The organism is Amycolatopsis pigmentata (genome assembly GCF_042684065.1).
Lineage (GTDB): Bacteria > Actinomycetota > Actinomycetes > Mycobacteriales > Pseudonocardiaceae > Amycolatopsis_E > Amycolatopsis_E pigmentata.
The window spans coordinates 235,743-256,269 of the sequence record NZ_JBHUKR010000006.1 but is presented as its reverse complement, the minus strand read 5'-3'; the positions used below and the strand labels follow the sequence as shown (position 1 = coordinate 256,269).

At 67.9% G+C, this 20,527-nt stretch carries 21 protein-coding genes; 3 read left to right on the top strand and 18 right to left on the bottom strand.

Features of this window, described 5'->3' with window-relative positions:
- Window positions 1-46 precede the first annotated feature (46 nt).
- The gene (locus tag ACFSXZ_RS09215) at window positions 47-1,444 is read right to left on the bottom strand and encodes an MBL fold metallo-hydrolase (RefSeq protein ID WP_378263356.1); all 1,398 of its coding nucleotides are present in this window, start codon (window positions 1,442-1,444) and stop codon (window positions 47-49) included.
- Between the two features lie 37 nt (window positions 1,445-1,481).
- A complete protein-coding gene (gene hpaB / locus ACFSXZ_RS09210; protein ID WP_378263354.1) occupies window positions 1,482-2,957 on the bottom strand; it encodes a 4-hydroxyphenylacetate 3-monooxygenase, oxygenase component in 1,476 nt (491 codons plus the stop codon).
- A gap of 153 nt (window positions 2,958-3,110) precedes the next feature.
- Between hpaB and ACFSXZ_RS09205 the strand changes: the two genes are divergently transcribed.
- Window positions 3,111-3,557: a VOC family protein gene (locus ACFSXZ_RS09205; protein WP_378263352.1), complete on the top strand. Its 447-nt coding sequence runs from the start codon at window positions 3,111-3,113 to the stop codon at window positions 3,555-3,557.
- Between the two features lie 111 nt (window positions 3,558-3,668).
- On the opposite strand, the gene ACFSXZ_RS09200 is transcribed toward ACFSXZ_RS09205, so the two are convergent.
- The 4 genes from ACFSXZ_RS09200 to ACFSXZ_RS09185 all read right to left on the bottom strand — a co-directional run bounded on the left by ACFSXZ_RS09200 (window position 3,669) and on the right by ACFSXZ_RS09185 (window position 6,641).
- Window positions 3,669-4,505: a sulfite exporter TauE/SafE family protein gene (locus tag ACFSXZ_RS09200; protein ID WP_378263350.1), complete on the bottom strand. Its 837-nt coding sequence runs from the start codon at window positions 4,503-4,505 to the stop codon at window positions 3,669-3,671.
- A gap of 45 nt (window positions 4,506-4,550) precedes the next feature.
- Window positions 4,551-4,928: a rhodanese-like domain-containing protein gene (locus ACFSXZ_RS09195; RefSeq protein ID WP_378263348.1), complete on the bottom strand. Its 378-nt coding sequence runs from the start codon at window positions 4,926-4,928 to the stop codon at window positions 4,551-4,553.
- A gap of 2 nt (window positions 4,929-4,930) precedes the next feature.
- Entirely contained in the window at window positions 4,931-5,437 is a 507-nt protein-coding gene (locus ACFSXZ_RS09190) for a hypothetical protein (RefSeq protein WP_378263346.1), read from the bottom strand.
- Between the two features lie 196 nt (window positions 5,438-5,633).
- Window positions 5,634-6,641, bottom strand: a complete 1,008-nt coding sequence (locus ACFSXZ_RS09185) for an Ldh family oxidoreductase (RefSeq protein WP_378263344.1) — start codon at window positions 6,639-6,641, stop codon at window positions 5,634-5,636.
- A gap of 136 nt (window positions 6,642-6,777) precedes the next feature.
- On the opposite strand from ACFSXZ_RS09185, the gene ACFSXZ_RS09180 reads away from it, so the two are divergent.
- Complete coding sequence (locus ACFSXZ_RS09180) at window positions 6,778-7,560, top strand: SDR family NAD(P)-dependent oxidoreductase (protein ID WP_378263342.1); 783 nt, start codon at window positions 6,778-6,780, stop codon at window positions 7,558-7,560.
- A gap of 52 nt (window positions 7,561-7,612) precedes the next feature.
- Here ACFSXZ_RS09180 and ACFSXZ_RS09175 read toward each other — a convergent pair whose 3' ends face one another.
- From ACFSXZ_RS09175 to ACFSXZ_RS09165, 3 genes are read right to left on the bottom strand one after another with little or no spacing between them, the layout of a single operon-like run.
- The gene (locus tag ACFSXZ_RS09175; protein ID WP_378263340.1) at window positions 7,613-8,434 is read right to left on the bottom strand and encodes a class II aldolase/adducin family protein; all 822 of its coding nucleotides are present in this window, start codon (window positions 8,432-8,434) and stop codon (window positions 7,613-7,615) included.
- Between the two features lie 39 nt (window positions 8,435-8,473).
- A complete protein-coding gene (locus ACFSXZ_RS09170; RefSeq protein ID WP_378263338.1) occupies window positions 8,474-9,361 on the bottom strand; it encodes an alpha/beta fold hydrolase in 888 nt (295 codons plus the stop codon).
- A 12-nt stretch (window positions 9,362-9,373) separates the two neighbouring features.
- On the bottom strand, window positions 9,374-10,348 hold the full coding sequence (locus ACFSXZ_RS09165; protein WP_378263336.1) for a 3-carboxyethylcatechol 2,3-dioxygenase: 975 nt from the start codon (window positions 10,346-10,348) through the stop codon (window positions 9,374-9,376).
- Between the two features lie 120 nt (window positions 10,349-10,468).
- Here ACFSXZ_RS09165 and ACFSXZ_RS09160 point away from each other — a divergent pair, with 120 nt between their 5' ends.
- The gene (locus ACFSXZ_RS09160) at window positions 10,469-11,161 is read left to right on the top strand and encodes a GntR family transcriptional regulator (RefSeq protein WP_378263335.1); all 693 of its coding nucleotides are present in this window, start codon (window positions 10,469-10,471) and stop codon (window positions 11,159-11,161) included.
- A 7-nt stretch (window positions 11,162-11,168) separates the two neighbouring features.
- Here the strand turns inward: ACFSXZ_RS09160 and ACFSXZ_RS09155 are convergent, their stop codons facing one another.
- From ACFSXZ_RS09155 to ACFSXZ_RS09115, 9 genes are all read right to left on the bottom strand, one after another.
- Window positions 11,169-11,858, bottom strand: a complete 690-nt coding sequence (locus ACFSXZ_RS09155; RefSeq protein ID WP_378263333.1) for an ABC transporter ATP-binding protein — start codon at window positions 11,856-11,858, stop codon at window positions 11,169-11,171.
- Window positions 11,855-14,596, bottom strand: coding sequence for an ABC transporter permease subunit (locus ACFSXZ_RS09150; protein WP_378263331.1), 2,742 nt, complete (start codon window positions 14,594-14,596; stop codon window positions 11,855-11,857). The genes ACFSXZ_RS09155 and ACFSXZ_RS09150 overlap by 4 nt, the downstream gene beginning before the upstream one ends.
- 26 nt (window positions 14,597-14,622) lie before the next feature.
- Window positions 14,623-15,912: an ABC transporter substrate-binding protein gene (locus ACFSXZ_RS09145; RefSeq protein WP_378263329.1), complete on the bottom strand. Its 1,290-nt coding sequence runs from the start codon at window positions 15,910-15,912 to the stop codon at window positions 14,623-14,625.
- Window positions 15,913-16,075: 163 nt separating this feature from the next.
- Window positions 16,076-16,891 (bottom strand): mycofactocin-coupled SDR family oxidoreductase, encoded by an 816-nt coding sequence (locus ACFSXZ_RS09140; RefSeq protein ID WP_378263327.1) that lies wholly within the window; start codon window positions 16,889-16,891, stop codon window positions 16,076-16,078.
- Window positions 16,892-16,924: 33 nt separating this feature from the next.
- The gene (locus tag ACFSXZ_RS09135) at window positions 16,925-17,350 is read right to left on the bottom strand and encodes a nitrile hydratase accessory protein (protein WP_378263325.1); all 426 of its coding nucleotides are present in this window, start codon (window positions 17,348-17,350) and stop codon (window positions 16,925-16,927) included.
- A 12-nt stretch (window positions 17,351-17,362) separates the two neighbouring features.
- The gene (gene nthB / locus ACFSXZ_RS09130; protein WP_378263323.1) at window positions 17,363-18,013 is read right to left on the bottom strand and encodes a nitrile hydratase subunit beta; all 651 of its coding nucleotides are present in this window, start codon (window positions 18,011-18,013) and stop codon (window positions 17,363-17,365) included.
- On the bottom strand, window positions 18,010-18,624 hold the full coding sequence (gene nthA, locus ACFSXZ_RS09125; protein ID WP_378263321.1) for a nitrile hydratase subunit alpha: 615 nt from the start codon (window positions 18,622-18,624) through the stop codon (window positions 18,010-18,012). The genes nthB and nthA overlap by 4 nt, the downstream gene beginning before the upstream one ends.
- Window positions 18,625-18,654: 30 nt before the next feature.
- Window positions 18,655-20,049 (bottom strand): amidase, encoded by a 1,395-nt coding sequence (locus ACFSXZ_RS09120; RefSeq protein WP_378263319.1) that lies wholly within the window; start codon window positions 20,047-20,049, stop codon window positions 18,655-18,657.
- A gap of 40 nt (window positions 20,050-20,089) precedes the next feature.
- Window positions 20,090-20,503, bottom strand: a complete 414-nt coding sequence (locus ACFSXZ_RS09115; RefSeq protein ID WP_378263317.1) for a nuclear transport factor 2 family protein — start codon at window positions 20,501-20,503, stop codon at window positions 20,090-20,092.
- Window positions 20,504-20,527: the final 24 nt, after the last annotated feature.

Sequence of the window (20,527 nt, the reverse complement as noted above, 5' to 3'; positions counted from 1 at the left end):
CATCCTTTGGCAGTGGGCCGCGCCCGTGCGGGCGCGGCCCGGTGGCTCACGGAAGTCGGCCCGCGACCGGAAGCCGGGCCTCCAGCCAGGCGCTGAAGCCGCCGTCGAGATCGGCGACATCGGGGAAACCGTGGGCACGGAGGGTGGACGCGGCGATGGACGAGCGGTAGCCCCCGGCGCAGTACAGCCGGACCGGACGGGTGGCGGAAAGCTCGCCGATCCGGGCGGCCAGTTCAGGGAGCGGGATCGAGATCGCACCTGCCACCATGCCGGTGACCGTGGTCTCGCCGGGACCGCGCAGGTCGACAACCTGGCTCGTCGGCGCTTCGTCGGCGAATTCGGTGGCGGTGAGCCGGCGAGCCCGGTCCAGACCCGTATCGCCGGCCGCGTCGATGCCCCCGGCGAAGTAGCCGAGGACGCGGTCGAAGCCGATGCGCGCGAGCCTGTTCCGGGCTTCGACCTCCCGGGCTGCCGGGGCGACGAGCACGATCGGGGTGCCGGCGTCGATGACCTCACCGGCCCTCTCCGCGAACCGGCCGTCAAGGCCGACGTTGATCGCGCCCCGCACATGCCCGGCGGCGAACTCGGCGGGGTCGCGGACGTCCAGGACGACGGCATCGGGTCCGGCCGTGGTGACCTGCCCGAGGTCCAGCGCCTCGACCGGTGCGTGTTCGTCGAGAACGTCCCGCTTCCGGCGATTGAGGGCGGAGGCGTAGGCGAAATACCGGGGCACGCTCGGTTGCCCTTCGCCCACCATCGCCACGAACTCGCTTTCGCTCATGGGCGCGAGCGCATAGTTCGTCCGGCGCTGTTCACCGATGGTGCTGCTGGTTTCCGAGGACAGGTTCTTTCCGCACGCGGACCCGGCGCCATGTGCGGGAAAGACCCGTGTCCGGTCAGGCAGGTTCAGCAGTTTCTCCCGGGTGGAGCGGAACAAGGCGGCGGCGAGTTCCTCCGAGGACCAGCCGTTCGCGGCGAGGAGGTCCGGTCGGCCGACGTCACCGACGAACAGGGTGTCGCCGGTCAGTACCCCGAACGGCACCTCGTCCGTCCCCGATGCGCGGATCACCACACACATCGACTCCGGGGTATGCCCAGGGGTGTGCAGGATTTCCAGTTCGACCTCGCCCAGCGAAATCCGCTGCCCGTCGGCGAGAAGGTCCACATCGAACTCGACCCGCGCGGACGACGCGTACGCGATCCGGGCGCCGGTCCGCTTCGCCAGTTCGAGGTGACCGGATAGGAAGTCCGCGTGCACATGCGTTTCCAGGACACGTTCGATCACCAGCCCGGCGGCCTCGGCGTCCGCGAGATATTCGCCGATGTCACGGCGGGGATCGACGAGCACCGCACGCCCGGTATCCCGGTCACCGATGAGATATGACGCCTGAGACAAGCAGTCGAGGTAATACTGCTTGAACAGCAAGCGATTAATCTGTTCCATTCCTGCCTCTCTACGAATTTCAACGCACGCCAGGGTGCTACGCGCTCTCCGGCGACGCCTTCACCGGATCCCCGGACAGCGCCAGCGCGCGGTCGACCAGCCGCTGGGCGCCGGACTTGTCGTAGCTGAGGTAGTTCCCGGCGAACAACCGGACCGGGTCGCCCGCGTAATAGCGCTCGTACTGCAGAGCACGTTGGCCGAACGCTTCGCCGCACAGGTCCCAGGCGAGCTTGTACAGCCGGACCCGGTCCACCGCCGGCAGGCCACCGGCGCCCTGGAAATACTTGGCGACATCGTCGGCGATCGGGCTGTCGAAGTCCTCGGCGGAGGGCATCATGAGCAGTCCGCCGGCACCGAGGGTCTGCAGCATTTCCACCACCTTCGGGTACGTGGTCGCCAGGTGCATGCGCAGAGTTTGCAGGGCTTCGAACCGTGGCCTGGCGTTCCCCATGGACGAGCGCTCGAAGTCGGCCTCGGAAGCCACCAGCAGGGCGTCGCAGATCTCGACCGCCGCGATGGCCTCGCCGAGTTTCTGCTGGACGTGCAGGAACCCGTCGATCTTCACGCTTTGTGCCAGAGCCATCGCCACGCCCAGCGCGAACCGCATCTTGACCAGCCCGCGCGAGCCGGTCTGATGCCCGGTGTGCTGCCTGATGCCGGTCTCGGCATACATCGCGTTGGCCAACTTGACGTCACCGTGCAGGAAGACACGGTCCCATGGCACGAGCACGTCATCGAAGACAACGAGGGAGTCCGCTTCCTCGAAGTTCGACGAAAGCGGGTGGTCGAAGGAATTACGGGAGCCGTCGTCGTAGGGTTCACGGCTGATCAGGCGGAGGCCAGGCGTTTCGATCGGGATGGCGAACACCGCCGCGTGTTTCTCGTCGCCCTCTCGCAGACCGGGGAGCGAGTAGATCAGCATTTCATCGGCCATCGGCGCCAGCGTGGCGAGCATCCGCGCGCCGCGGACGACCAAGCCTTCCCCGGTTTCCCGCACGACACCCATGTGCAGGAACTCGTCGCGTTGTTCGGAGGCCGACTTCGACCGGTCGGTCTGCGGGGTGATGAGCGCGTGCGTGAGGAACAGGTCGTTGTCCCGCACGTACTCGAGATACCGCTGCACGTTGTCGGCATACCGCTGGCCCAGACGAGCGAACACGGCGGGCTCGTCGGCGAGGGCCATCAACGTCGTGTTCAGGAAGTCGGGACTACGGCCCATCAGCCCGAAAGTCGCCTCGGCCCACAGGGTGTAGGCCTTACGCCGGTCAAGCAGATCCTCGCCCGTGCGGGGCGGCACGAACGAAATGCCGACCGGGCCATCCGGGCCGGGCCGGGTCAGCACGTGGGCATGCTCGGGATCGTGCTGCATGTCGTACAACCGGGCGATCTGCTCGACCGGTTTGCGAAAGAACGGGTGTTCGGCCACGTTCTCGACTCGCTCGCCGCGAACCCACACCTCGCGGGGGGTCTTCTTCAGCCGCTCGATGTACTCGGCGCCGGTTCGGACAGCCATCGGACTCCTCCTTCGCCCGGCCCGGGACAGGGCCGATCAGGCGTGACGTTGACATTCTAGCAGATTGACATGCTAGCATTTTAGTTACCGGCACACGGCCCCGGTACTCGTCGAACACCGTCACGGTGGGCCGGAAAAGAGGAAGGCGAGAAGATGAGACTGCATCACGTCAACATGGTCAGTTCCGATGTCGAAGGGCTGAATGACTTCTACCAGACCGCGCTCGGCCTTGACGCGATCCCGCAACTGCCGGCCATCCACGTGGAGGGCTATACCGACAACAGCGCGGGCGAGGTGAAAATCCCGGCTCGCTTCCTGTCGGCCGGTGATCCCGAACTCCTCCAGTTGCACCTGTGCGCGCCGGACGAGGGTCTGTCCGAACGCCTCCGGCAACCGGTCAACCCACTGACCCGGGGTCACTTCGCGTTCCGTTGCGATGACATCGAGGTCGCCAAGAAGCGTCTGGAAGACGCCGGGATCGAGTACGCGGACTACGGCGTTTGGGCCGTCAAGAACTGGTACCAGATCTTTTTCGTCGATCCCATCGGGAACGTGGTCGAGATCCACCAGGTCCTGCCGGACGACCCCGGACAGGACTGAAGGGCTCGCGAGCCACGGCCCGTCTCCGCACATCCGATCGCGGGCCTTGGAAAACACAGCCGAATCCGCCCAGCCGCGCGTGCGCGGCTGGGCGGATTCTCGTCTGCGGCGTCACCACGCCACGATGCTTTCGAGGCCGACGAGCACGCCCACCAGCATCAGCAGGGCCGCGAAGGCCCGGCGGGTGACCGTAGCGCTGAGTTTCCCCGCCAGCCTCCGGCCCACGACGGCGCCGACGGCCGCCGCGGCGGCAAGCGGCAGGATCCAGGCCCAGTCCAGATGTCCGGCGCCGGCCCGGGAGACGACCGCGGACACCGAGTTCACCACGATGATCAGCAGCGAGGTGGCGATCGCCCGGTGGACCGGCAGCTTCAGCACGACGGTCAGCACCGGGACGATCAGGAAACCGCCGCCTACGCCGAGGAATCCGGCCAAGAAACCCACCGCGATCCCTCCGCACACGATTTCGGCCGCGCTGTGGAGCGACGAACGCCGGCCGGTGGCCGGTCTGGGCATGACCGAGACGGCGGTGCCTTCAGGCCGTGGCGGTCGCCACGGGCATCGCGCGTCCGTCCCAATGACCGGCTTGGGCCGGATCGCACGGACGTTCCGGAGCATCAGCAGCGCCGTCACGACGGCGAGCACGGCGAACGCGAGGAGCAAGACCGGTGCCGGGACCGCGCGGTTGAGCAGCGTGCCGAGGTAGGCCGCCGGTATTCCGGCCAGCCCGAACGCGATTCCCAGCCGCCAGTCGACACCGCGAACCCGCGTCACCACGGCGGTCAGGGCGGCCGCCCCGACGATGATCGCGCTGGCGCCGGTCGCCTCCTGAGGGCTCTCGCCGAGCAGGTAGACCAGCGCGGGAACGGTGAGGACGCCGCCACCACCGCCGAGCCCGCCGAGCACGACACCTATCGCGAGGCCGATCACGACCGCGGCAATGGTCATCGAGCCTTACCTTTCCGGCCCGCGCGCCAAGCGGGAGACCGCGCATCAGGCGACGGGGCCACCCGCGGCCTTCCACGCCTCGAAGCCACCCTCGATCTGCGCCACCCGCGCCAAACCCATGTCCTGCGCGGTCTTGGTGGCCAGCGCCGAACGGCCTCCACCGGCGCAGAAGAAGATGAACTGCTTGTCCTCACCGAAGACCGGCAGCCCACGAGGACTTTCCTGATCGATCAAAAACTCCAGAGTCCCGCGCGGTACCTCGATCGCGCCGGGAATCCTGCCGTCCTGCTGGAGTTCACCGGCTTCACGCAGGTCGACGAAGACCACACCGTCTCCTCCGTGCCGGGCGATCGCGGTGTCGACCGGCAGGGTGGTCACCTCCGCCTCCGCCTCGGCGCGAAGGTGCGCCGACGTCTTCCGCACGGTCATTCCGTTCCGCCGTTGGCGGCCGCCACGCCTTCCTCCCGCCACTGCCCGGTGTCACATTCGGGCCGTCCACATGCGACACAGGTGACAAGGCCGTAGGTCTCCCGCAGCGCGACGCCGATAGGGTAACGCTGGGCGTGGTCACCCCAGGAGTCGATCTTGGTGATCTTTCCGTCCTCCACGGTGGCCACGAGGGCGCGGGGGATATCGATCTTCGTGCCGTCGGGAAGGGTGCCGGTCGCCCGCGCGGCGAGGATGAACGCGGACTCGGCGACATGCAGGTAGAGCAATTCGTCCTTGTGGTCGGGCATGAGCTCGTCGGTCAGGCTGAGCGTGCGCACCATCGCGGCGGCCATGAACTCGCCGGGGAACGTATCGGCCCGGACATCGTAGTTGTGCCAGTGCGTGAACACCGGCGCGAACAGCTCGGCGAAATCCGGGTCAGGATCGGTTTGCATGTAGGTCCCGGCGAAGCGCTCCGCGACTTCACTCACGCTCATCGTCATGGTGTTTTCTCCCTTTCAGGTGAGGGGGTTCGATCTGGTCGTTCGCAGACGCGCAGGACCTCATGGACGCCGCGTGTGGTTGTCATGGCGTAGCCGGCCGGACACCATGCGGTTGCTCGTCAGCCTAGGATTCGACGCCGCCCGTCCGTAGCTTTTTTGCCACGGTGGCAAAAAAGCCACGGGATGTCCCGGTGTATCAGGCGTTTGTCAGTTCACGCAGCATTTCCAGGACGTCGTAGTCGAGTTCCACGACGCCCTCGTCGTAACAGCGATCGCGCCGGACCCGCGCCACCTCGCCCGGGAGCCGGACGCCTTCCCCGGTCAGCTCGGACAGCAGTCGCTCGGTCGCCACCGCGCCTGCCGCAGGATCGCCGACCAGATCGGGGTGGTAGGCAAGATAGAACCCGCTGAAGTCGGCGGGTTCCTGCACGAAGGGACCGCGCTTGTCCTCACCGGTCCGCCCCGTGACGCCCGCCGAGACCATGAGTTCGAGCATCAACGCGAGGCCGAATCCGCGATGTCCGCCGAAGGGCAGGATGCGGCCCCGCCCCGACACCGGGTCGATCGCCGCGGCCGGATCGCGCGTGGCGTTGCCCGATCCATCGGTCGCGACGCCGGCCGGGAGTTCCTGCCCGAGATCACGCGCGCGCAGAATCTGGTTGAACGCGATCGACGAGGTGGCCATGTCCAGCACCAGCGGCGGCCGCGATCGGCGAGGCACGGCGATGGCCAGCGGATTCGTGCCGAGAGAGGGCACGGAGGTTCCGGGCGCGACCACGGTCACCGGGGAACTGTTGATCGCGATACCGACCAGCCCGGCGCCGGCCATGCGCTCGGCGAGGTAGCTCAGCGCGCCGCTCACTCCCGCACCGGCCGCCGACACGATCGCGATGCCGGACCGCTCAGCCTTGGCGATGGCGATGTCGACGGCGCTCCGGTGCGCGAACCAGGACAGGTGGAAGCCTCCGTCAAACCGGGCGGAAACCGGTGTCTCGTGCACGACCTTCGGCTCGCTCCGGCGTTCGGCGGTGTGCCGGTACTGCGCGACCACGTTGCGGAGGAGGCGAACACCGTGCGAGCCGTGGCCACGCAACTCCGCGTCCAGGCACATCTCGGCGCCCACCTCGGCTTCCTCATCAGGAACCCCGTGGTGCGCCAGGACAGCCCGCACGTCCCGGCGGAGCTGCTCGATATCGACCTTCACGCTGGCCTCCGGCGACAGGTAGGAAGAGAATCTACAGTGGATCCGTCGTGGCCGCCAGGAAAGGCAACGCACTCGAGTCAGTGGCATGCTAGCATGCTTGAAACGCGAACCCCGGAACGGCTCGGAACGGAGTTTCATGGAACTGGCAGGCAAATGCGCCGTGGTCACCGGAGCGTCCCGGGGCATCGGCAAGGCCATCGCACTGCGGCTGGCCGCGGCGGGCATGGACGTTCTGGTCTGTGCCCGCAGCGAGCACCAGAGCGATCCGAATCTGCATGGCACGATCGTCGAAACGGCCGAGCAGATCCGGCGACTGGGCGGGCGCGGGGTCGCGCACCGGGCAGACCTGGCGGACACCGCCGACGTGCGGTCCGTGATCGACCGGGCCAGGCTGGAGTTCGGCCGGGTGGACGTGCTCGTCAACAACGCCGTCCACATAGGATTCGGATCGATTCTGGAAGCCCCGGCGGACGAACTGGACACCGCGCTGGCGGTCAACCTCCGTGCGCCCTATCTCGCGGCCAAGCTGGTACTGCCGTTGATGATCAGCCAAGGCGGCGGCGCGATCATCAACATCACCGCGCCCGGAGCACGCCCGGCTCCGGTCGAACCGGCACCGGAAAACGCGCCCCCGTCCCCGTTCCGGTTTCCGATCCACCCCGGTTACGGAATCTCCAAGATCGCGCTGGAAGCCTTCACCAACCGGCTGGCCCACGAAACCGCACCGCACGCCATCGGTGTCATCGCCGTCGAGCCCCAGTTCGTCGACACCGAGATGGCCAGGTGGCTGCTCAGGCCGGACTTCGACGCCTCGGGCATGCACAGCCCGGACCTGATCGCGCGGGTCGTCGCGGAGATCGCGCGGAACCCGATGGCGCACAGCGGCGAAGTCGTGTCCGCCCAGGACTTCGCCGCCTGAACCGACGCGCCGCCGGCGGGACCGGTTTTCCACCGGCCCCGCCGGCAGGTGGTCAGTCCCGGAAGCCGGGGCTGTCGCGATCGAGCAGCCGGATCATCGCTTCCCACTCCATCACGCCGTAGGGCCGGCGCACTTCCTCGTCGTAAAGATCCAACGACAGCTTCTTGCCCGGATCCTTCGGTTGCAACAGATCCGCGGTGAGCACCCGCGCCTCCTCGGCCGGGATGACCAGTTCGGCGCCCGTCGCCATCGCGTCCAGCTGGGCTTTGCAGGCCATCTCGATCCAATAGACCATGTTGAACGCCTCCGGGATCGAGGGCGCGACGACCAGCAACCCGTGGTTGCGCAGGAACATCACCTGGTTGTCGCCCAGATTCGCGATCAGTTTCGCCCGCTCGGCCAGGTCGGCGGCCGGTCCCCCGTAGTCGTGATACGAGACATTGCCGTAGAAACGCATCGCATGCTGGCTCAGGGGCAGGAAGCCGCATTCCAGCATCGACACCGCCATGCTGGCCCGCGCGTGGGTGTGAATCACGCAGCCGGCGTCCGGCCGGGCCGAATGCACCGCGCTGTGAATGATGTAACCGGCCGGAGTGATGCCGTACCGGGTGTCGGGTTTGGCCAGGACGTTGCCCTCGATATCGATCTTGTACAGATTGGACGCGGTGATCTCGTCGTAGCGGTAGCCGTAGGCGTTGATCAGGTATTCGTTTTCCCGGCCAGGAATACGCGCGGTGATGTGGTTGTACACCATGTCGCTCATGCCGTACCGGTCGATCAGCCGGTAACAGGCGGCCAAATCCACCCGTGTCGCCCATTCCTGGGCGTCCCTCGCCGGAAGTTTCGCCGCCGGTACGGTCGTCGTGCTGGTCACATCGTCTCCTCGCGGTGTCAGAAGGGAATGTTCACGCGCTCAGTGCGTTTTACCGGACTCGGGGGCGAGGGCCTCTTTCGCGAGATATTCGAGGACCAGCCGATTGAACTGCTCGTGCTGCTCCCACTGTGGCCAGTGCCCGGCGTCGGCGATGTACTCGAACCGCCCGTCCGGGATCTTGGCCGCCATTTCCATTCCCGCGGCGGCAGGCCCGGACGGGTCGTCGGAGGTCCAGATCACCATCGCCCCCCGCGGCACGGCCGACAGTTCGGCGTCGGTGACCAGATTGCGCTGACGGATCACCGGATCCTGAAGGCAAAGGATGTGGCGCATCGACTCCGCGAACCCCGGCCTGGCGTAGACGGCCCGGCGCAGACCGACCAGTTCCTCGGTCACGGTCGCCTTGTCGGCCATCAGCCATTCCAAGCGCGCCCGGATCCGGTCCGCACTGGGATCGTCGGCCGCGGCCTGCGACAGACCCCGGATTCGTTCCATCACTTCGGGACGCGCCATCGTCCCTCCCGGAGTGTTCAGCACGAGACGTCCGGACCGGTCCGGATGAGCCGCCGCGAACTTCATGGCGACCCAGCCACCCAACGACTCCCCGTTGAGGTGCGCCCAGGGGATTTCCAGCGCGTCCAGCAGGTCCAGCAGTTGCCGGACGTAGGTTCCGATCTCCAGGTCGGCGACGGCATGCGTGGTGTACCCATGCCCCGCGAAGTCGAACGCGATCACCCGGTAGTGCTCGGCGAACGGACCGATGTTGCGGAGGTAGGCTTCCAGATGGCCACCCGTGCCGTGCATCAGCACCAGTGGCTCCCCCTCCCCCGCTTCCAGCACCCGGGTGGACCACGGACCCGCCTGGACGTAGCGAACGCTGTACGGGACTCCGCCCAACGCTCCCCAAGCCGAGATATCAGAACTCATCTCCGTCTCCTTTCAGCACGTCGGCCGGCCTCGGTCGGCCGAACCCGATGGACGGGCCTGTGTCACGGCGAAGCCGGCGATCCATTCGGGAATCGGCGCGTAGAAGGAGGAGGTGACCTCGTAGGGTCCGGCCGCGGCCAGCGCGGCATAGGCCGCGATCCAGGTCCGCACCTCATGGGAAGAGTGACCGGCCTCGGCGACGAACCATTCCGTGCGCCACGAATCGATCGTGTCGAAGTCACCCGCCGCCAATGTTTCCAGGACCAGTTTGTCCCACGCCGGATTGAGCGGCTGAATCGTCGCCGTGCCCGCCGCCAGATCGCGTCCGGCCTGGATCGCCCGCATCTCGCGCTCGGCGCGCTGCGCCGGGGTGAGCCGCCGTCCTTCCGAGATGATCCGGGCCTTGACCTCCGGTGGCGCGGTCTCGAGCCTCGGGGCCGGCGGGTCGTGGGAAAGCCCGCCGGAGCCAAGGAAAAGTACTCGCCGGTCCAGGGACAGAGCCGCCCGTCCGATCGCCTCTCCCAGCCGGCGGACCCGCCGAACGTGCCCCAAGGGCTCGGCGAGCCCGTTGATGAACACCGGAACCACGGGCACCCGGCCCAGACCACCGAAGAGCAGGTCGAGCGGTTGCGCGAAACCGTGGTCGACATACATTTGCTCGGACATCGCGATGTCCACGTCGGCATCGAGAACGATTTGGAGTAGCCGTCCCGCGGCCTCGCGGTCCACCGACAGCTCCCCCGCCGACGAGTTGTAGTCCCCGATCGAGGTGGCGGCCATCCCCACGCAGAACGAAGGCATCATGTCGTAGAAGAAGCCGTTGTAGTGATCGGGTCCGAAGAGCACGACCAGTTCGGGATCGAACCCCGCGATGAAGGCACGCGCTCCGGCGAAAGCGGCCTCGACGGCTTCTCGCTGCCCTGCCGCCGGTTCGGTGAATTCCATCAGCGGCGAGTGCGAGGCGCACACGAGCGCGACACCGGTCATTGAGCTCTCCTCGGACTGACGGCTCGAAAAGTCACTACGCCTGACATACTAGCATTTCAGTAATCGCGGTCAAGGACACCAGAGGCACCGGGAACCGCCGACTGAAGTAAGCTCATGGCCGTGAGAGCGAACAGTCGTCAGGGCCCATTGGAGGGGCAGCGGCTGAGTGAGCGCGCCTACCAGAGCATCAAGGCACGGCTGCTGGAAGGGGAATGGTCCGCACACGACAGCATCGCCGTCGAGGCGCTGCGGACCGAGCTGGGGGTCAGCAAGCAGCCCGTGATGGACGCGCTCCGCAGGCTGTCCGTCGAGGGCCTGGTCGAGATCATCCCGCAGGTCGGCAGCCGGGTCCCGGCGTACACGCAAGACGAGGCGTCCGATTTCTTCACCATGTTCGCCAGCCTCGAAGCCGAAGCGACCGCGGTGGCCACGCGCCGCTACGCCGAGGATCAGCTCGCCGAGCTGATCCGCATCAATGACGAGTTGGGGCAGGTGGCCGTCATCGACGATCCGGGCGGACGGGTGCACGGTTACCGCACGCTCAACCGCGCGTTCCACGGTCTCCTGCTGGAGATGACCCACTCCTCGGTCATCCTCCGGGTCAGCGAGCAGATGTGGGACATGAGTGATCTCATCATCAACACCTCGGGCCGGCGGCGGCCGCTGGCGCACGAGGTCGGCGAGCGTCATGCCGACCACGAGCGGATCATCGACGCCCTCAAGAGCCGCGACGTTCGCCAGGCGCGCAAGGAGATGCGCCAGCACATCCTTCGCAATATCCCCATGCTCGAACACGCGCGTTCGGAGGACTAGGGGCGGATCAGACGGCCTCGCCGAGGTAGGCGCGTTCGAGCAGCGCCGGATCGGCCGCGAGGTCGCAGGCCCGTCCCGACAGCGAGACGCGGCCGTGGACAAGGACCATCGCCCGGTCCGCGACGCTCAGCGCGAAGCGCACGTGCTGTTCGACGAGCACGACCGCGGCGCCGGTACGGTCCGCGACCTGCCGGACGACGGGAAGCAGTGCCTGCACCACGACCGGGGCCAGGCCCATGCTCATTTCGTCGATCAACAGCACCCGGGGCCGCTGGATGAGAGCGCGCCCGATGGCGAGCATCTGTTGTTCGCCACCGGAGAGCTTGCCCGCCGCGACGTCCAGCCGTTTACCCAGTTCCGGGAAGTAGCCGAGGATGTCGTTCACGCTCGGGCCACCGGACCGCCTGCCGAGCAGCAGGTTCTCGCCGACGGTCAGCGTGGTGAACAGGGCACGGTGATCCGGCACGAGCACCACGCCCCGGGAGCCGCCCCGGCCCGGCCGGCCGGTCACCACGCTCTGGCCGCCGATCCGGGGCAACAGCCCGGCCAGGGTCCGCAGCACGGTGGTCTTGCCGGCTCCGTTCGGCCCCAGCAGCGCGAGCACCTCGCCCTCGCCGAGTTCCAGGGCGAAGTCCCGCACCACCGGGTTCCCGGCGTACCCAGCGGTCAGCGAGGAGCAGCTCAGCACCGTGTTCATCCGACCTCCTGTATCCCGACGGAGCCGAGATAGGCCTCGGTCACCCGTGGATTCGCGCGGATCTCGGCCGGGGTTCCGCTCGCGATCAGGCGGCCGAGGTCGAGCACATACACCAGATCGCAGGCGGACATGACCAGATCCATGTCGTGGTCGACCATCACGATGCTCACCCCGCCGTCCCGGATCCGCTTGAGCTGTTCGCCGAGCCACGCGCTCTCGGTGCTGTCCAGGCCGGCCGCGGGCTCGTCGAGGAGCAGCAGCCCGGGTGCGCCCGCGAGCGCACGAGCCACCGACGTGAGCTGGCGATGGCCTTGCGACAGCTCGCGAACCGGCCGGTCCCGCAGTTCGCCGAGGCCCAGCAAGGACAACACCCGCGCGACCGGCATGCCCACCGCCGGGTCGCCGGGCCGAGCCGGACCGACGCCCACGGTGACGTTCTCGGCGACGCTGAGGTCCTCGTAGAGTCCGATGCCCTGGAAGGTGCGCCCGAGGCCACGCCGGACACGCCGGAAGGCCGGGACCCCGTCGAGCGGCACGCCGTCGAACCGCACTTCTCCGGTGTAGTCGACGAAGCCGCTGATGGCGTCGATCAGCGTGGTCTTGCCGGCGCCGTTCGGCCCGATCAGGCCGACCAGCTTCCCGGACGGTACGGACAGCGACACCTCGTCGACGGCGACCACTCCCCCGTACCGCACCCCGACGTTGGCCAGGAACAGGATCTCACCGCCGCCGGCCGGCGCCGCCGGCGCGGGCGGCTCCGGTTCGGCCGGCGGGCCATCCATCGGCACGGCGGGCCCGGCACGGCGCAACCGCTTGCGCAACCGGTCGCCCAGGGCGTGGTAGTACCCCACCAGGCCCTCCGGGTAGAGCACGACCGTCACGATCAAACCAACCGCGGCGAGCGAGTTGTACCAGCTCGCTTCGCCGAACAGGTTCAAGAACAGCACCGAAATGATGCCGCCCGCGGCCATCGCGCCGGACAACAGGCCACCACTGATGGAGGTGACCCCGGCCAGGTAAACCGTGCCGAACAGAGCCAGACCCGTGAGCGGGGCGTACTGACTGGCCACCGCCAGGGTTTGCTGATAGGCCAGCAGCGCCCCGCCGATGCCGGCCAGGAAGCCGCCGATCGCGAACGCGGCCACCTTCGTCCGGACGACGTCGATGCCCGACGCCGCCGCCGACCGCTCGTCGGCCCGTACCGCCAGCATCCGCCCGCCGAGCCCGCTGCGCCGCAACCACGCCACCGCAAGCGCCATCGCCACCAGGACAACCAGGCACAGCGCTCCGAAGGCGAACCGGTTCTGATCCAGTCCGATGCCCGGGGCGAGGTTCAGTCCGAACAGGACAGGCCCGGGAACGCCGGTCCTGCCGCCGTCGGTGAGCCCCGGGTTGCCGAACCACACGGCGTCCACGGCGACGGCGAGCGCCAGCGTGATCATCGCGACGGACAACCCTCTGACCCGCAGAGCCGGCAGCCCGAACACGACTCCGACCGCGGTCGACACCGCGGCGGCGAGCAGCGGGGCGATGGGGAACGGCAAATGGAGCCGGACCGTCAGGAAATGCAACGAAAACGCGGAAATGCCCGCGAGCGAAAGCTGGGCGAGGGATACCTGCCCCGCGTAGCCGGTGACGACGACCATGGACAGCCCGATGACCGCCATGATCATCGCGGTGGTGATCGCGCCCCGGTACCCGCCGGAGGTCGACAGGAGCACCGCCAGGCCGAGGACCGTGCCCACGACGGCCGGGATCATCACTCCGCGAGGCTGCGGGGCCCTGCCGAGCGTACGGAGCACCAGCGCTCCCCGAACGGGCAGCGGCCTGCCCCGGACGACCAGGTAGCCGAAGATGAGGACCAGCGGCACGAGCGCGGTCACGGCGTTCGCGTTCAGCCAGGTGATTCCGCTGCCGGCCTGAAGGTGCCCGAACTCGGAGTTCAGCGCGCCGATCGCCAGACCCACCAGAACCGCCACCGGGATCGAGCTGAATCCGGCTACCAGGGCCGCGGCCAGGGCCGGGACCACGTAGAGGGTGTACGACGCCGGCGCCAGCGGGGCGATGGGCGCGATCAGGATGCCCGCCGCCCCGGCCACGACCGCGCTCACCGCCCAGCTGGCCATCGCGATCCGTTGCGGGGACAGGCCGGTGACCAGCGCCCCCTCCTCGGACTCGGCCACCGCCCGGGTGGCGAGGCCGAATCGCGTGTAACGCCCGATCGCCCATACCGCGGCCCCGAGCGCGACGACCACCGCGGCCAGACACAGCACTCCGACGGCGATCTGATAATCCCCGATCTCGACCAGCCCATCCGGGAAGATCGGATCGGTCACGATCGAGACGGTGCCCACCTTGAGGATCATCAGTCCCTGCAACAGCAGCATCAGGCCCAGCGAGGCGACGGCCTTGGCGACGGCGGGGGCGGCGCGTAGCGGCCGGAAGATCAGCCACTGCACCACCACGCCCAGCACCCCGGCCATCAGCAACGCGATGGCCATCGCACCCCCGGTCCCCGGCTCGAACGGTAGGTCGATCCCGTCCGGCATTCCGGGCACGGGATTGAACAACCGGCCCTCGCGCAGGTAAGCGAAGTTGTACGCGGTGTAGAGCGCCATAGCGCCCGTGGCGAAGTTGACGACCCCCGAACTGCGATGGGTCATCACGAGGGCGAGCGCGAGGGCGGCGATGACCGCACCACTGCCCAGGCCGAGAATCAGGAACGCAATGTGCGTCATCGCCGGTCCCTCCGGTGGTGGCTGGCCTACGCGCCGAAGGCTGTCTGGACGAACTGGGCGGAGTCGATGCTCTGCACCGGGCCCCGGACGCCCTTGGTGATCTCCGAGACGTAGTACCGCGAATCGCAGATGACCGATTTCACCTGGGGGATCGTGTACACGCTGTGGCCACAGGACATCGTTTCCGTGTCAAGGCCGCCCGGCCGCTGGACCGGCGGCGCGGTGGCAATGGCCTGGCCGACCTTCCGCGCGTCGATCTCCCCGGTCAGGCCCGAGGCGTTGACCAACCGCGCCAGCCCCATGATGCCGATGTAGCCGTTGCTGGCCAGGCCGCCGGTATCCGTCTTGGACGAGTAGTGGCTCATGATCGCGTGGTACAGCTTCGCCTCGGCGGAATCGGAGGTGGCGGCCGCGCCCTGAATATCGGTCAGGTTCATCCGGCTCCGCATGGCGTCGACGACCGAGGTCGCGCCACAGTTCGGGAAACCTATCACCGGCAGCCTGCTGCCCACGGTGTCCAGGGCCCGCAGCACCGTGAGGCAGCTGGTCGGATCCGTCTGGACGAGGATGGCGTCCGGATGGGTCGCCAGCGCCGCCTGGATCTGAGGCGCGACGTCGGGGCTGCCGATGGGAACCGGGGAAAAGCTCAGATCGATCCCGGCCTGGCGGTAGATCGGACGGGCCATGCTGTCGAGCAGCTGCGTCACCACGGGGGTTTCGAACGACACGAGGGTCAGTTTCTTCCACCCTTTACGCTGGGCGTACAGCGCGACCGCGGCATACCCGGGCGCGGGACCGCCCTGGAAAAAGTACAGCCCCGGCGTGCTCGTTTCCGGCACATTCACCGGTCCGGCCGCCCCGATATAAGGAATCCCCGCCTGCGCGAGAATGGTGGTGAACTGATCGAAATTGAAACCGAGCAGGGAGACCACCGCGGTCACGTGCTCGTCGACGAACCGATTGGCGCAGGCGGTCGCGCTCGGGCCGTCCGCGAGGTCGTTGCACACGTCGACCTTGACCGGATGGCCGGCGATCCCGCCCAGGTGCTCGTTGACGTAGCTCGCGGTCGCGGTGGCCTGTTCCCCCAGCGAGGGGATGGAGTACGGACCGCCGGCGACGCCGAGCACCCCGATCGTGACGGGGGTGCCGGTCGCCGCCTTCGCCGGACCGAGCACTGTCTCGCCGGAGTTCGCCGCGGCGCCACCCGAATCGGGCTTGGCCGCGCAGGCGGCGAGCGCCAGGACACAGACCACCAGCGCGACGAGTGGCCACCGGCCCGACCCGCGCGATCTCCTGAATGACCGAATGATCGACATTTTTGACGCCTCCTAGGGTGTGGCGAAAGAGCGAAAACTCCCGGCTTCGCCCCCCAGGAAGCGCCGGAACCGGCAGCACGGGTCGGGTGTTTTGAGAATTCTACAATTCTAGCATTCTAGTAGCAAGCAAAAAATTCGGTTCTCCGGTTGAAAACCGGGAACGTTACTTCTTGTTGATGAAGCCCGCGTCGACGGGCAGGGCCACGCCCGTGACATAACGTGCCTCGTCGGACACCAGCCAGGCGATCGCGTTGGACAGGTCTTCCGGCTCGATCATGGTCACCGGAAGCACGTTCGGCTCCGCCTGGCTCATGGCCGGATCGGCCTCGAAGAACGCGCGCAGCGCGTCGTTGACGACCATCGGGGTGTTGGTTCCGGTGGGCAGGATGCTGTTGACCCGGATCCGGTGCGGCCCGAGGTAGTTGGCGTAGGCCCGCATCAGCCCGACCACCCCGTGCTTCGAGGCGGTGTAGCCAAGGCCCCCGGGCGTGTTGCCTCCGGTGCCGGTGGCTCCGCAGGTGGAACTGGTGAGCACCATCGCTCCCCCGGCTCCGCGCTCGACCATGCCCGGCGCGGCGGCCCGCACGGTGTTGTAGGTGCCCGTGAGATTGACGTCGATGACGTCCTGCCACTCCGTGGCCGACGGCGTCAGGTTCATCGGGGCGATGCCGGCGTTCGCCAGCACGATATCCACGGGTCCGAGCGTCTTGATACCGGCTTCCAACGCCTGCTCGAGAGCGGAGAAGTCCCGGACGTCCGCTTCGGAGGCGACGATCCGCCTGCCCAGCGCCCGCACTTCCTTCACGGTCAGCGCCAGGTCCTCGGCCTTGCCCAGCGGGTAGGGGACGGAGTCGATCTGGCCACAGATGTCCACCGCGATGATGTCCGCGCCCTCCCGCGCGAGCCGGACCGCGTGACTGCGCCCCTGCCCCCGCGCCGCCCCGGTGATGAACGCGACCTTGTTCTCGAGTTTGCCCACGACGCCTCAATCCTTCCTCTGGTGGAACCTCGGTCACCGTTGACCGTCAACGGGTCCCCGCACTCGTGCCGGAATTACGGCAACCGGCTGCCGGTTTCCGTGGTGATCGTGTCGCGGCGCACAAACGCCCTCCGCGTTGTCCAACTCGACGGGTTCGCCGTGCGGAGTGTTGAGGTAGGCGCGGTGCCAGCGCTCGGCGGTCGCGGTGAGGTCGGCTTCCGCGCAGACCTCACCGCGCACCAGAATCGTTTCCAGCGCTCCCAGCCACTGCCGGTAATAGGCCTGTTCCACGGTTTCACCGGCCATCTGCGGATGGTCCGCGATCTGTGCGCCGAAAACCTCCGTCCATTCGTGCCACGTGAACAGGCCACGGTCGCTCAACTGGTGGACGCAGGCGAACGCCTGTGCCTGCCACGGCTCCGCGAATCCCGGCCTCTCGCCCGAACCGGACTCGTTCATCGCCATCCTCCGTCATTCCAGGTAGGAATCCCACATATCGAGGTGCACCGCGTCGCGCGCTTGTTCACCCCACAGTTCGTGGGCGGTGAACCGGACGTTGTACAGGTGCTGTGGCTGCTCCCCCATACCGTGCGCGTTGGTGTCCGGATAGACGAAACAACCGTGCATTCGCGTCACGACGCCGCTTTTCCCACGCGCGTAGCGCGGGAGCCGGGTATGCCCTTGCGGATTCCTGTTGCGGACCAGAACGACGTCGCCGACCGCGAAGCGCGGCGGCAGCGTGGTCTCACGACGCGGTGAGCCGGCGCTTCGGTACGCAGGCCACACCTCGGCGGGTGCCAGCACCGGCCCGTCCCACGGCGGATTGTCCGGCGACCGGTGACCGGCCGCCAGTTCCTCGAATCCGGCCACACCATTCTCCATGAGCATGGTCTCGACCATGTGGAGCCAGCGGCCGAAATACGGCGTGGTCAGGTACGCCTCTGGTGTCATCGCCTCGGCGGCCCGGCGAAACTGGTCGCTGCCGCACACTCCGGCGAACGCCACCAGGTTGAGAATGCCCGCGATCCGCCGTTCCCAGCGCTCTCGGAAGACCTCTTCCCCGTCCGGAGTGACCACGGGTCCGAAGCCGTGCATTCCGCCGAGATCGTGCAGGCCGTTCACGGGATGACCTTCGGCAATCCGGTCCCGATCATCGAATCACGGGTCACCAGGCCGGCCAGTTCCGCTTCGGTGCGGTTCTCGGCGCCCGGCGGACGTTCCGGCAGCACGAAGTAGCGCACCTCGGAGTTGCTGTCCCAGACCCGGATCTCGGTCTCGTCCGGAATCCTCAGCCCGAATTCGGCCAGCACCGTCCTCGGCTCGATGACCACGCGCGACCGGTAGGCGAAGGACTTGTACCAGGCGGGTGGCAGGCCGAGCGTCGGCCAGGGATAGCACGAGCACAGGGTGCACACGACCACGTTGTGCACACCGGGCGTGTTCTCCACCACCACCATTTCCGCGCCCTCACCGCCGGAAAAGCCCAACTCGGCGATGGCCGAGGTGCCATCGGCCAGCAACCGCCGCTTGTAGGCCTCGTCGGACCATGCGCGGGCGACCACCCGCGCGCCGTTGCGCGGGCCGACCTTGTTCTCCAGCACGTCGATGAACGCGTCCACGGAGACCGGGTCGATCAAGCCCTTCTCGGTCAGCACCGTTTCGATCGCGCGCACGCGCAGGGCGTAGCTCGACGGCGGCTCGGTTTGGGAATGGTCGTGCGTCGCTTCGCTCATCGGTCAGGCTCTCCGGTCGGTGGGCAGGGATCACGGCAGCGGACGGCGGCGGTGCCAGTCGGTGACCGACTGGAACGCGTGCCCGGCTCGCAGAACCAGCCGCTCGTCGAAATGCCGGCCGACGAACTGGAACGCGACCGGCGTGTTCGCCTCCGTCAGCCCGCACGGCAGGGTCAGCGCCGGATTGCCGGACATGGTGAACGGGCAGGTGAACTTGTGGACCGCCGTGATCAGGTCATCGTCGAGGTGCGCCATCCGGCTCGACGTGGTGTCGGAGATTCCGAGTACCGGCAACACGATCAGGTCGACCTCGTCGAAGAGCGCCTCGACCCGGCCCCGGAAGTCGAGCCGGCGCAGGATCAGGCGCTGATAGTCCATTCCGGACAGTGCACGGCCCCGGTCGATCAGGTCCGCCAGGTCCGCGCCGTACTCGGCGCGCCGAGCGGGGAAGGTCGCCTCATGCGCGACCGCGGCCTGTACCGCCGTCACCGGGAACCAGTCGGCCACCATGTCCGTCACGTCGGGAAACCGGATATCGACGATCTCGGCCCCGAGCGTGCCGAGCACTTCGATCGCTGCGGTCACCGCGGCAACCGTGACCTCGTCGGTGCCGGCGAAGGCGTAGTCCTGATCGAGGCCGATCCGGATGTCGAGCGGGCCGGGCTCCAGACCGGCGCGGTAGTCCGGAACCGCGACCCGGGCAGCCGTCGCATCCTGGGGATCCGGCCCCGCGATGACGCCGAGCAGCACGGCCGCGTCCTCGGCCGACCTCGCCATGGGCCCGACCGTGTCCAGCGTCGCGGCCAGTTCGAAGACGCCGAACCGGCTGACCCGTCCCCAGGTGGGCTTGAGCCCGGTGACACCGTTGACGGCGGACGGCAGGTGGATCGACCCGCCGGTCTCGGTGCCCAGGCTGCCGGGCACCAGCCCGGCGGCCACCGCCACACCGCTGCCGCTCGACGACGCGCCAGGCCAGTGATCCGCGCGCCAGGGATTCACCGGCGGCTCGACGGGCGGCAGGTGGTTGGCGAACGCGCCCTCGGTCATCTGGGCGCTGCCGATGAGATTGGCGCCGGCTTCCCTGAGCCGTCCGACCACGGTGGCGTCCAGGGGCGGCTGGAAGTCACGATGGATCACCGTGCCGGCGGCGGTGCGCTTTCCCTTGTGCCAGAAGAGATCCTTGAGGGCAAGCGGGATACCGTGCAGCGGCCCCCGGATATGCCCGGCGGCCAGTTCCTGCTCCAGCACCACGGCATGGGCCAGCGCGTCCTCCGGGGAGAACCGGGCGAACGCCTTCAACCGGGGGTCCAGCCGCTCGATCCGGGCGATGTGCGCCTCGATCAGTTCGACCGGCGACAACCGCCGGGCCGCGATGAGCTCGCTCAGCTCGGTGATCCCGAGGTAGTCCAGGCTCGAACCGGCCATTCTTCGTCTCCAATCGCCGGGTGTGGAGGGTGAGAGTGGGCTATCCGGCCGCGCGCATCGCGTTTTCCAGGTCGGCTGCCTGGCTTTCGTCCCGGACGGAGTTGATCGCGACGATCCGGCCGTCCGCGACGTCGAAAACGACAACGCCGGGGATGCGCACGGCGGTTCCGTCGGGCAGCGTCCCCACCGAGGTCTGGACGATGATGAAGGCGTCTTCGGCGATATGCACGGTGAAGTCGATGACGTCGAAATCAGGCATCACCTGGCGAATGGCCTCCCGGCGCGTCAGCATCTGCTCGGCCAGTTCACGCCCCGCATATTCCTGGGACGTCACGTCGAAGTTGTGCTTGGCGCGCACCACATCGGCGAACAGGTCGAGAAAATCCGGGTCGGGGTCGTGGCCGAGATAGGAACCGGTGAATCGCTTCGCGAGGTCCGCGACGCTGATAGTCATGACTGTCCTCATTTCTGGTGGAAG